The sequence below is a fragment of the Acidobacteriota bacterium genome, assembly GCA_012517875.1.
GTDB lineage: Bacteria > Acidobacteriota > JAAYUB01 > JAAYUB01 > JAAYUB01 > JAAYUB01.
The window spans coordinates 1-12,184 of the sequence record JAAYUB010000155.1; the positions used below are offsets into that span (position 1 = coordinate 1).

Annotated in this window: 10 protein-coding genes; 9 read left to right on the plus strand and 1 reads right to left on the minus strand. The window is 60.7% G+C overall.

The genetic code is table 11. From position 1 onward, the window contains the following. Positions 1–423 precede the first annotated feature (423 nt). Positions 424–1,302 (minus strand): lysophospholipid acyltransferase family protein, encoded by an 879-nt coding sequence (locus GX414_15245; GenBank protein ID NLI48457.1) that lies wholly within the window; start codon positions 1,300–1,302, stop codon positions 424–426. A 240-nt stretch (positions 1,303–1,542) separates the two neighbouring features. Between GX414_15245 and GX414_15250 the strand changes: the two genes are divergently transcribed. The 9 genes from GX414_15250 to GX414_15290 all read left to right on the plus strand — a co-directional run bounded on the left by GX414_15250 (position 1,543) and on the right by GX414_15290 (position 12,171). Further along, positions 1,543–3,225 carry a S1 RNA-binding domain-containing protein gene (locus GX414_15250; protein NLI48458.1) on the plus strand — a complete coding sequence of 561 codons (1,683 nt, stop codon included), beginning with the start codon at positions 1,543–1,545 and terminating at the stop codon, positions 3,223–3,225. 164 nt (positions 3,226–3,389) lie between these two features. After that, on the plus strand, positions 3,390–4,067 hold the full coding sequence (locus tag GX414_15255; protein ID NLI48459.1) for a hypothetical protein: 678 nt from the start codon (positions 3,390–3,392) through the stop codon (positions 4,065–4,067). A gap of 153 nt (positions 4,068–4,220) precedes the next feature. Further along, the gene (locus tag GX414_15260) at positions 4,221–5,993 is read left to right on the plus strand and encodes an HD domain-containing protein (GenBank protein NLI48460.1); all 1,773 of its coding nucleotides are present in this window, start codon (positions 4,221–4,223) and stop codon (positions 5,991–5,993) included. 2 nt (positions 5,994–5,995) lie between these two features. Continuing rightward, positions 5,996–6,355: a hypothetical protein gene (locus GX414_15265; protein NLI48461.1), complete on the plus strand. Its 360-nt coding sequence runs from the start codon at positions 5,996–5,998 to the stop codon at positions 6,353–6,355. A 17-nt stretch (positions 6,356–6,372) separates the two neighbouring features. Beyond that, complete coding sequence (locus GX414_15270) at positions 6,373–7,143, plus strand: type III pantothenate kinase (GenBank protein NLI48462.1); 771 nt, start codon at positions 6,373–6,375, stop codon at positions 7,141–7,143. Further along, positions 7,136–7,861: a hypothetical protein gene (locus tag GX414_15275; protein NLI48463.1), complete on the plus strand. Its 726-nt coding sequence runs from the start codon at positions 7,136–7,138 to the stop codon at positions 7,859–7,861. The genes GX414_15270 and GX414_15275 overlap by 8 nt, the downstream gene beginning before the upstream one ends. A 38-nt stretch (positions 7,862–7,899) precedes the next feature. After that, complete coding sequence (locus tag GX414_15280; protein NLI48464.1) at positions 7,900–9,093, plus strand: class I SAM-dependent RNA methyltransferase; 1,194 nt, start codon at positions 7,900–7,902, stop codon at positions 9,091–9,093. Then, the gene (locus GX414_15285; protein NLI48465.1) at positions 9,086–11,686 is read left to right on the plus strand and encodes a DUF4131 domain-containing protein; all 2,601 of its coding nucleotides are present in this window, start codon (positions 9,086–9,088) and stop codon (positions 11,684–11,686) included. The genes GX414_15280 and GX414_15285 overlap by 8 nt, the downstream gene beginning before the upstream one ends. Before the next feature lie 170 nt (positions 11,687–11,856). Beyond that, positions 11,857–12,171, plus strand: a complete 315-nt coding sequence (locus tag GX414_15290; protein ID NLI48466.1) for a helix-hairpin-helix domain-containing protein — start codon at positions 11,857–11,859, stop codon at positions 12,169–12,171. The last annotated feature ends 13 nt before the right edge of the window (positions 12,172–12,184 follow it).

The following is a 12,184-nucleotide window of genomic DNA, read 5'->3' on the forward strand; positions in this document are numbered from 1 at the left end:
CTGCTGGAACGTGTCACCCGTGCTGGTCGCGTCCGGCCGGTCGGCCGGCACTCCCTTGAGCGGGAACTGTTGGGGCTTCCATCTGAGGTGGTCGCCTGCGGGCACAGCCACATCCCGCGGCGTATTCTCCTTTCCGAAAAACTGCAAGTGGTCCACCTCGGCAGCGCGACCTTGCCGACCTACAGGGACAAAGAGCCCCATCCCCACATGATGGCCGCTGGTGCGCCTCACGCCCGCTATGCAATCCTGCGTCACCATGGAACAGGATGGGCGGTCGAGTTCGTGTCGGTGCCCTATGATTGGGCTGCTGCGGCACAGACGGCGGCGGCCAACCACCGATCCGACTGGTCACACTGGCTGGCGACCGGGTGCGCGCAGCCAGTCTGACGGAACCGGCGAAGCCGCACTCAGGTAAGGAGGGAGTCAGATCCCGGCATAGGGATCTGCCGGGTCATCCACCGGGCGGGTTTTCCAACGGCGGTGCCCCCACAGCCACCGGTCTGGCCACTGCCGGACGGCTTCCTCGATACAGCGGGCGTAGCGGCTGGTGTTTTCCAGAACGTCGGCCGCGGTGTTGCCGGTGTTGCGCACAGGGATGGACGGCAGCGCATGGATCAGATAGCGGGTCCGCCGTTCCGGATCCGGCACCAGGAACGACGGGATCACAGCCGCGCCACTCCGCAACGCCAGCAGGGCCAGGCCCGATGTCATGCACGCCTTCTTGCCGAAAAAGTCCACAAAGACGCCTTCGCGCTCCTGCACGTTCTGGTCCGCCAGAATGCCTACGTCGGCGCCCGATGCCAGCGCCCGGAGCACCTTGCGTGATGCGTCCCGCTTGGAGATGGCCTGATTGCCCGACAAGCCGCGATAGCGCAGCAGGGCGGCGTCGATGCGCGGATTGTCCAGGGGGCGGTACAGGTAGTGAATCGGGCGGTGGAACACACCGTGCGCAAAGGACAACAGCTCCCAGCATCCGAGATGGGCCGTTAGGATGAGGACCGGCCGGTTCTCCGCCTTGAATTTCACGTATTCATCCGTGAAATCGTACCGGACCAGCTTGCTCAGACGCTTCGGATCGTGCAGGCGCGGGAAGTGGGCGATCAGCGCCAACATCTCACCGAGATTCCGGTAGGAGTCCCGGGCGATTTGCCGTCTCCGGGCCGGCGGCATGTCCGGAAAGGCGATGGACAGGTTTACGTCCGCGATCCGCTGGTGGCGGCGGTCGAAGTGGTAATACAGGCCGGCCACCCATCGGCTAAAGCCGATGGCCGCGCCGAGCGGCAGCGCATACAGGAGCGTCATAATGCCGCGTCCGAAACCGTAAAGCAAGGTATCCGAACGTCTTGAGGCCACGCGCACTCTCCTCCCGGCCGGCACGCGCCCATCCGCGCGAACGGATCGTATGCGGAAGTCATTCAACACCCAAGGACTGCAATTCTTACGGAGAAAATGTTTTTTTGCAATCGGAAAAATACTTGTCATTTCACGTCTTTTTGGATAAAGTATCACTCTTTGTCTGGGAGTCTATAACGAGGTGTCCGGATGAGCGAGAACCACCCCCTGGAAAACAACATCCAGCCAGTGCCTGAAGCAACCCCGAATCCCCATGAGGAGGCCCGCCCGCACGTGAGCGAATCCGCGCCGGTCGAAGCCGTCCCGACGGAGATCGCGGCGCCGCCTCAGGCCGATGTTCCCGCCGCCGCAGAACCCGCCGTGGCTGACAGCGGTTCGGAATTCGAGAAAATGATGGCCGCTTGGGATCAACAGGTCCCCAACGTCCAGAAAGGCGAGTTCGTGCAGGGCACCATCGTCAAAATCAAGGACAATGACGTGCTCGTGGATATCGGCACCCGCTGCGAAGGCAGCTTTCCCGCCGAGGAGATCCGCAACGCCCAGGGCGAGTACCTGTACAAGGAAGGTGACACCATCACGGTGCAGGTGGTCTCCTCGGTGACTACCGATTTCACCATCCGCCTGTCTCACAAGAACGCCCGCCGGCAGGAAATGATCCGCCAGTTCAAGAAGGCGTACGAGGACGGCACGGCGGTGACCGGAACCATCAGCGAATCGGTCAAAGGCGGCCTGCGTGTCAACATTGAGGGTTTCGAGGGCTTTTTGCCAGCTTCGCAGATCGACCTCCGCTTTGTCGAAAACACCGACACCTGGGTGGGCCGCACCGAACAGTTCCGCATCATGAAATTCCATCCCCGCCTGGGCAAGCTGGTCGTATCCCGCCGCGCCCTGCTGCAGGAAGAGAAAGACCGTCTCAAGAACGACCTGTGGAACCAGATCAGCGTCGGCCAAGTGGTCAAGGGCAAGGTGACCCGGCTCACCGGCTACGGCGTCTTTGTGGATCTGGGCGGCATGGAAGGCCTGATCCACATCTCGAATCTCTCCTGGGACAAAGTCAAGAAGCCTTCCGAGATCGTCAAGGTCGGCCAGGAAATCGATGTGCAGGTCATTGAGCTGGACATGGAAAAAGAGCGTATCGGTCTCAGCCTGAAGGAGTTGGTTGCCGACCCCTGGCTCACTGTCGCCGACCGATACATGCTGGGACAACGCGTCCAGGGCAAGGTGGAAAAACTCGAATCGTTCGGCGCCTTCGTGAAGCTGGAGCCCGGTGTCACCGGCCTCATCCCCATATCCGAGATGAGTTGGGCCCGCCGGATCAACCATCCCAACGAGGTGATCAAGGCGGGCGACCAGGTGGAAACCATGGTGCTGCGCGTGGATCCCACCGAGCGGAAGATCTCCCTGTCCCTCAAGCAGGTTACCCCTTCGCCGTTTACCCAGTTCGCGCTGGATCACCAGCCCGGCGATATCCTCGAAGGGGAGATCACCAACGTGGTCGGGTACGGCGCATTCGTCAAGCTTTCGGAGCAGGTCGAGGGGCTGATGCATATTTCGGAGATCTCCTGGTCTCCTGTGCGCAACATCGACGAAACCCTTCATGTCGGCGACAAGGTGACCGTCCGCATCCTGCACATCAACAAAGACACCGAAAAGGTTGCCCTAAGCGGCCGGCTGGGCGAGCCGCCCGCCATGGAAGCCGGTGATCCGGGTGCCGGCCACGCCCCGCGCAAGGGCGGCCGCCGTCCGCCGCGCCGCGAGAAAGAGAGCGAAGAGCAGCGGTATATGACTGATGTGGCCTCATTTGCCACCAAACTGGGTGAACGATTCCCCAAAGAACTACTGGAACGGATGAAGGCGCAGAAAGGCGAGTGATCGCCGCGTTGCCTGTCATTTCCGGATGATCGAGCTTCGGGCCGGCTGAAGCCGGCCCGAACCATCTTGCGTTCACCTCTTTAATTTGATAAATTACCCTCGACATTCTTATGAAAATGAAGGCAAAGCGTTCTGCAGCGCCTGCTCCCGAAACGCCGATTGGGATGTTGCGCTGCATCTATCTCAATCTGGACTCCCGGTGCATCGAGTTCGACTCCGAAGGTCTGGAGGTGAGCGCGGTCAAAACCGTTTCCGACGTGTTCCGGCTCATCAAAGGCAACCCGGCCTCCGATTGGGTCATCCTCTTGGGTCTCTCCCGCAACCTCATGGACAACTATCTGGCCATCGCTTCCCTGTTCTTTCGCCAGCAACCGGGCAAGATCCCCATCATTCCGGTCACGCATTCCGGCAACCAGATCGCCGAACACAAGGCGTTCCTTTTCGGTAAAAAGCCTTATCCGTTCAAACGACTCGACCTGGCTAAAATCCAGCAGTTGGTCGAGGTTCGGACTTACAGCCCCCGACACTTCATCCGAATACCCGTGGAATTTGTGGCATTCGCCCAACCCGACGGCAGCACCGCGCAGTACCCGGTGGTCTGCCGGAACATCAGCTGGAGCGGCACCTATTTCGAAACCCGCGAGCCCATTGAGCTAGATCGTTTCACCCTGATCCTGCGGTCGCGCATCCACACCGTTGAACTGCCGTCACGAGTCGTTCGCCGCGTCAATCTGGCCAACGCCTCACCGCCCCGCCACGGCTTTGGAGTGGAATTTCTCATGCCGCTGCCCTTGAGCCTGATCCATTACATGTACGCCAAACACATGAAAAACCAGCAGTGATCAGCTCCGTATCCGCAACCACCGCCTGATCCGTGTTCCGGTTCGACTGCAACCGGTTTCCCTGGTCCGGCTGATTGTGAGCGTTGCCGGAATTGTGTTATACTCGCTCCACAGTCGGTTCCCGTCCATGACGGCACGGGAACCCGAGGCAATATGCAAGGCATCCGGAAGACGGGTAAAAAGCGCGGCCGCATAGTTAATCTGTTGGTCCTGTCCATGCTCATCGTCGGGACCATCCCCCTGATCATCAGTGGCTACAACCTTATCTCGTACAACGCCGGCATTCTGGACACCGACCAGAAACTTCTGCACCTGCAGATTTGCAAATCGGTGGCCAGCGAGGTCGCCCTCTTTTTAAGATCATCCGCCAACATCATCACACCGGTGGAGAAAAGCGTCGAGATCGGCTACGACTCCAGCAATCCCAGTGCTGTGTTTTACGACAGCAAGACCCGCGATCTGATCACGGCGCTGTTCCAGTCCCACAACCGGATCATCAACATCCGGGTGTTGTATCTGAACAACCGGGGCGTGCAGGCCGGATATCGGATCGACGAAGCATCGCCCATCAACAGCGAGCTGATGGACACCATCCAGCGATGCCTTTCGTCGGACTACTTTCACATCTCCCGACCGCAATATTCCGAGGATTTTAATCAGGTATTGTTCGTCATCGGCAAGACCGTGCTGATCAACAACAAGATCCAGGGCGTGATCACCATGGTCTTCAGCATGGCCGATGTGATGGACACCGTCCGGCGAGCCCACCAGTCCAGCAACACCGCGTACATCCTGGATAGCCACGGCAATATCATTCTCCATCCGGAAATCCGGATCATCCGCGCCCGGATCAACGTCGCCGACAGTCCCATCTTCCAAGAACTGCGCAAATTGCGCTCCCATGCCATCTCTACATTTCCGTTCACGGACCGCTCGTCCGGGCACCCCGAGGATATGCTGGGCACCGTGTACATGATTCCCGACTCGGTTGTCGGGTGGGGAGTCGCGGTTCAAACGCCGGCCGAGGTGGCCAACGTCGTCATCCAGAACATGCGCCGGCAAACGGTGTACTGGATTCTGTTGTCGATCATTCTGGCGCTGCTGATGAGCTTCTTGTTTTCGCAGCAGATCAGCATCCCCATCCAGATTCTGACGCAGAAGACGCTTTCCATCACCGACGGTAACTTCAGCGAGCGGGTGGACATCCGATCCAATAATGAATTGGGCATCCTTGCTGAAAACTTCAATCTCATGACCGAGGAGATCGAGGACTACATCAAGCGCCTCAAGCAGGCGGCCGAGGAGAACCGGCAGCTGTTCCTGGGTGCGATCCGGACTCTGGCTGCGGCGATCGACGCCAAGGACCCTTACACCCGCGGACATTCGGAACGGGTCACCCGCTATTCGGAAATCATTGCGACCGAACTCGGGTTACCGACCGAAGAAGTGGAAAACATCCAGATCGCCGCCCTGCTCCACGATGTGGGCAAGATCGGCATCTCGGACTCCATTCTCCAGAAACCGGGCATCCTCACTGAAGCTGAATATGCGGTCATGAAACAGCACCCCGAGTTGGGCGGTAACATCATGAGCCAGATCCAGCAGCTCAAACACATTATCCCGGGCATGCGCTATCATCATGAATCGCTCGATGGATCCGGCTATCCGCGCGGCCTCAAGGGCGACGAGATCCCGCTGGCTGCCCGCATCATCGGCGTCGCCGACGCGTTCGATGCCATGACCACCGAGCGGCCGTACCAGAAACCATTGGCCACCGAGGAAGCCCTGGAGATCATCAATCGAAAAGCCGGTCAGAAGTTTGACCGGCGAGTGGTCGACGCGCTGGCGGCCGCGGTTTCCAGGGGTCTGATCGACCTGCCCAATCCGGAAGACGTGAAAAAGCCGCGATACGTCACGAGCAATTGACCATGCCCTTTTCCAAGCTGCTCGCTGACATGGTGAATTCGGTCGCCGGCGCCTCGGGCGCGATCTTTCTCGACGGCGAGTGCGAATACGTACAGTATTACGGTCATCTCGATTCGTTCCGGACCAAGTTGCTCGGGGCATACCAGGGGATCCTCCTCCAGCATATGCGCGGCATCGTCGGCCGACTCCGGGTGTCCGGCCTGGACAAGATTGTCACCGGTTATGAGGGGGCCAATTTCATCACCAAGAATCTCAAGGATAATTATTACGTTGTCCTCGTTTTGGACCCAACGGCCAACATCGGCCAGGGGATTCAAGAAATCGACCGCGTCGCCGCAATCATCAACGCCGAAATTGCCTGATCCGCTGGAGCGTGGGCATGCTGCTGGTACTTGACGTTGGCGACACCAACGCGACGTGTGGGATTTTTCGCGACCCCGACAAGCCAGACCACGTGTGGCGGCTGGCCGCACAGCCGAGCCGATCTGCCGACGAATACGGCCTGGTGATCCGCCAATATTTGTCCTTTTGCCAGAGCGACAGAACGGCACTCCGGGCCGTTGCCATCGCCTCGGGCGTACCCGCTGTGACCGACGCATGGACTCGGCCCATCAGACTGTATTTGGATCATGAGCCAACTGTTGTCGCTGTCGCCAATCAATCCCTGCGCGCCATCAGGTATCCGCCGTCCGGCGATCTGGGCATCGATCGCATCGTCACCCCCGGCGCCGCCCGCCGGCGTTTTGTCTCACCGCCCACGGTCATCAATATCGGCACGGCTACGGCCGTTGACACAGTTGCCGCAGGCGACGTGCTTCTCGGCGGCACCCCTTCACCGGGCGACGGCGCGTTCACCGATCGCCTCACCAGACAGACGGCACGCTGGCTGCACGACGACTTGTCCCACCCCGACCGAGCCAGCGGATTCAGCACACAGGCCGGCCGGCGCTCCGGCTGGCTCCTTGGGTATCTGCCTTTGCTGAAGGGATTCACACAGCGCGTCTGCGCAGAATTGGATCCCGACGCCCAGACCGTAGCCACGGGTGGCGTTCTGACTGTTTTCCGCACCGATCTGGATTGGCTGGCCGCCGTCGCCGACAAGTTGACACTAGGCGGCATTTACTACGCAAACAGAAAATCACATGAATGAACCACGCTTTAACTATTACAACTACTTCACCGATATTGAAGATCACTTCATCTCCAAACGCGGCAAGCATATCTTGCTGTCTCCGTTGGATTGGACGCTGATCGAAACCTGGCAGACGATGGGAATTCCACTCCATGTAGCGCTTCGCGGTATCGATCGTGCCTTGACGGCATTTCGCGAAAAGCAGCTTCGCCACCGTCTGGTCAACTCGCTGTTCTATTGTAACCAGGCTGTGCTGGAAGAGTACGAACACCATCTGCTCAGCCAAGAGGGACAGTCCACCGAGGATAGTGAACTGTCCCGCCATTCCGCTCCCGCAACACTGGCGATTGATTTGTCCGGTTTCCTGACCGAACGTCAGACCGAGTTGCGCCGTCTGGCCGATCGGTATCCCGGCACCCCCGCCGCGGAAACCGGCATGCGCATGGCCCGGCGTCTTGAGGAGATCATCACCGCCTGGAAGCATTCCGAGCGCCCTGACCCGGAGCGACTGGAAAAGGATTTGCGCACGATCGAGGATGATCTCGCTCCGGCGCTCGCCAACTCGGTGTCCGCCAGTGAGCGCAAGACACTGACCGAAGCTTGCCGGCGAGAGCTCCGGCATCACCGTGCCAGCCTGCCACCCGAGATGTACCAGCGCATCCTGGAGAGCCTGACTCGCCGACGTATCCGCGAGCGGTTCGGCCTGTCCGAACTCACGCTGTTGGACAGTCGATGACCGAGATTCTCCACATTGACAAGTTGATTCACCGGGGGTTGGGACTGGCCCGGCGGGCCAACGGTCAGGCGGTGTTCGTGCCGTTCAGCGCCCCCGGAGAGGATGTCCGGGTTCGTGTGCGCACCGAGCACAGATCCTACGCCGAAGCCGATCTGATCGATGTGCTCAACCCATCGCCCGATCGGCGGACGCCGCCTTGTCCGTACTTCGGCCGGTGCGGCGGCTGCCAGTTGATGCATCTGACCTACCCTTGTCAAACCCACTGGAAGGCGCGCATCGCCGAAGAGATCTGGCCCTCGGGCCCGCCGGTTGAAAGCGGCAGCCAACACGGCCAGGAGTTCGGCTACCGGCACCGGGTCCGTTTCCAGGTGGCGCCCAACCTGAATGGCGTCGGGTTCGCCCAACATAATACTAATAATATAGTAATAATTCGCGATTGCCTGATCTGCGCGACGCCAATCCGCCAGATTATCCCTCACATTCAGGACGAATTGCTGCCGGTGCTGCGTACCGCCGGTATCCGTCCAAATTTTATTACTATTATTATAGTAAACAATGCTCCCCTTGTCCGGGTGCATACACGTCAGCCGGTCCGTCCATTCGACCAACAGCAGGTGCAACACGCGGCGCCGTACCTGGTCGTCTTTGGCCCCCAGGCGGAAGTTATGCCAACCGGAGATCTGGATTTCGGCGGACTTCAGCTGACAGTCGGTCCGGACGTTTTTTTTCAGGCGTATCCGGCCGCAGCAGCAGAAGTGGGACGGCACCCCGTCACGCACCTGAACCCCGATGCGCGCCTGCTGGAACTCTACAGCGGAGTCGGCTTGTTCAGCCTTCTGTTCGCGCAGCGGGTGCGCGCAGTCCACGCCGTCGAAGGCGATCCGGCGGCGGGTCGGTTGTTTCCCTTGAATCAACGGCGCTATGCGGCGGACAACCTGACGTTCAGTAACCAGTCCGTCGAACATTGGCTGGCCGAGAACGTTGTGGATTCGGTCTTTGACGCTCTGTTCCTGGATCCGCCGCGGACTGGGCTCAGCCCCGCCGTCCGTCACCGGATCGGACAGTCGCGATTGAATCCCATCCTGTATCTGTCCTGTGAGATCGCCACCCAACGCCGGGACGTGCAGCCCTGCCTGACTTCCGGCCGGCAGTTGACCGCATTGGTCGTTTACGATTTTTTCCCCAATACGTTTCATATCGAATGCCTGGCCCGGATCGAACGCCATGCGTGATTCGGCTGCACCAGCCCGTCTGGGATTAACGGCGCCGCTGTTGCCGGTCGTGGCGCTGATCGTTCTCGGCATCCTGCTCGCCCGCGCAGTGTGCCTGCCGGGTTGGCCGGCAGTGGCCATGGCCGCAGCCGCCTTGTTGGTCCCGGCCCTCATCGCCGTGCATTGGGGATTCCAGCGGTCCGCCCTACTGGCTCTGGGATGCGTGTTTGTGCTGGCGGGAGCGGTCCTTGAGCTTCGCGAGCAGGACCGGTTTCGCCAATCCGCTGCCGAAACCAATGCTTGGCGAGACAACTCAGCAGCCGGCAAATACGAACGGCTTGAAGGCATGACCCTGGATCTGCCCCGCCCGACACCCGCACGCGACGCCCTGGAGGGCGTGGTCATGGTGGATCGGATCTGGCGACATGGCCGTGAAGTCGAGGCGGCGCTGCCCGTTCTACTGCGGGTGTACGTGCCCCACGACTGGCCGGGTCAATGGCGGCGGGGCGACCGTATTCAGTGTCTGGCCCGGCTGACCCTCCCCCGCGGTTTCCGGAACGAAGGCACGCGACCGGCCGGCCTGTACTACTGGAACCGCAACATCCGGTTGCTGGGAAGCTGCAAATCACCCGGCCTGTTTTCGATCGTAAACCCGGCTTCCGAAGGCTGGCGTGACCTCATCGCCCGGCGCCTGGACACCCTGATTCACGCGGAATCCGGCGACTTTGTCCGCGCCGAAGTGTTGGGCGCCCTGCTCCTCGGTTCGAATATCAGCACGCCCGAACTGCGCAGCGCATACATCGACGCCGGCATTTATCACCTGCTGGTGATCAGCGGCACCCACTTCACACTCATCGCGCTGTTTGTTGGAGGATTGCTCGCGCTGCTGCCGCTGCCGGCGCCGATGCGGCACGTTCTGCTCCTGGTGGTCCTGTCACTGTATCTCGTCCTGGTGCAATACCATGTCTCGGTGGTCCGGGCGTTTATCATCGCGATGATTTACATCCTCGGACGCCTGCTGAACCGCCCGGCGGCATTCTTGAACGCCATCGCCCTTGCCGCCCTGATCCTGCTGGCCTGGCAGCCGTGGTTCCTGTTCGATGCTGGATTTCAGCTCACTTTTTCAGCCGTGTGCGCCATCGCCCTGGTGGGTCGACCGTTGACACAGGCCGCCGCAGGACCGCTCCAGTACGCCGCCGGGACTCTGTTCTCCCCGCGCATCGATCTTGATCCGTCCCAACCTCACCGTGCCGGGCGCCGGTGGCGCTATCGGATGGAGTGGTTGCATTTCCGGTATGTCCGCTGGTGGGCTCCGGCGGTTTTCGGCCGCTGGGTCGGGCGCGGACTGCGCGCGGCAGCTTGGACGGTCAGCGGTTTGTGCGCTTCGTTGGCGGTGCTGATGGTGAGCCTCCCGGTTTTGGCCGCCCTGCACTTCCCCCTGCCTTTGAGCGGCACGGTCCTGACGCTGGTCGCCACCACACTGGTGTGGCCCATCATGATCCTGTTGCTGTTGGCTGTGCCTCTCGCCGCCCTCGGGGGCACGGCCGCCGGGATGCTCATTCAGGCGGCCGGTTGGCTGGCGGGCATTCTCAATATGCTGGTGGATGCCTGCCGCTGGCCGCCCCTCTGGATGATCCCACCCGGCGGGTTGCTGGCGGCGTGCTATCTGACTGTGTTGTTGCTATGTTTCGCGATCAAACAGCCTCGGCACCATTCGGCGTTCATCATCTCCGTTCTCATGCTGGTGACGCTGGTCGGCATTCCCCTGCCCGGGCCGGATGGGTTGCACTTCAGCGTACTCGATGTCGGAGAGGGTGACAGCCTGTTGCTGCGGACACCCGAAGGTGACAACGTGATGGTGGACACCGGCGGCACGCCGTCCATCGGGCCGCCCAACCGAGCGCGGGACGGCACCGGCGATCTGTCGCGTCGCGTGCTCATCCCCACGCTCCTTGAAAAAGGGATCCGCCGGCTGGACGCACTGGTGATCACCCATTTCGACACGGACCATGCCGGCTCGGCGATCGGTCTGTTGCGCGCGTTTCCTGTCAACGCCCTGTTTGTCTCCGATGCCGAGTGGCGCAGGCAACCGCCGTTCGCTGATGAGTTGGCGGCGCAGGCGCGGTTGAATCGACTGGTCATCCGCCCACTAGCCGCAGGTGACACACTGCGATTCCACTCACTGACCCTCCGCGTGCTGCACCCCGGACGCGGGAAACCGGACTCGCGGGCCAATGCCAACTCGCTGGTGCTGGAGGGGCAGTGGCGCGATCACCGGATCCTGCTCACCGGAGACATCGAAGCCGCCACCGAGCAGTATCTTGCCGAAGCAGGCCGCCTGAACCGTTGTGCGATCATGAAGAGCCCTCACCACGGCAGCCAGACGTCGAGCACGCCTGCTCTGCTTCGGTCCGTCGATCCCTCGCTGGTCCTGATCTCCAGCGGCTCCCCCTGGCGCTTCAACCATCCATCCCCGCGCGTCATCGCCCGGCTGGAGAGTCGCGGCATCCCGAACCTGACCACACACCGGCATGGCGAAATTCTGGTGCGATTTCACCGCCCCGGGTTCCAACTGTCCTTCCCCGGGCCGGATGTCACCGCGTTTTTGCACTGATTTTCAATCTGTCGTATTTGAACTGCCTTAAAATCAGCGGATATAGGTCTAACCACGCTCTCTTCGTCAGTTTTTCGTAAATCGGCCAAACGAGAACGTTTGTCAGGGTGAGTCTCGTGATCGCCCGCGCGCAGGCCGTTCACACAACAAACGTCGGAAGGGAGGGTATCATGACCGTGAATCGCAGATGGATCGTCGGATTGATGCTGGCTGTGCTGATCGCGCTCCCGCCCGTGATCCTGGCGGAAGGGAGCGGGAACGACACTTCTAAGGGACCTGCGGACACCGTCCGCAAAATCAACATCAACACCGCCACCGCTGCCGAGCTCGAGGAACTTCCGGGCATCGGACCCAAAACCGCCCAACGGATCGTCGAATGGCGGAAGGAAAACGGCAAGTTCCAGAGGGTCGAGGACTTGATGGCGGTCAAGGGAATCGGGGAGAAGAAGATGGCCCAGCTCAAACCGCTGGTCACCGTACAGTAATCTCTCCCGGGGT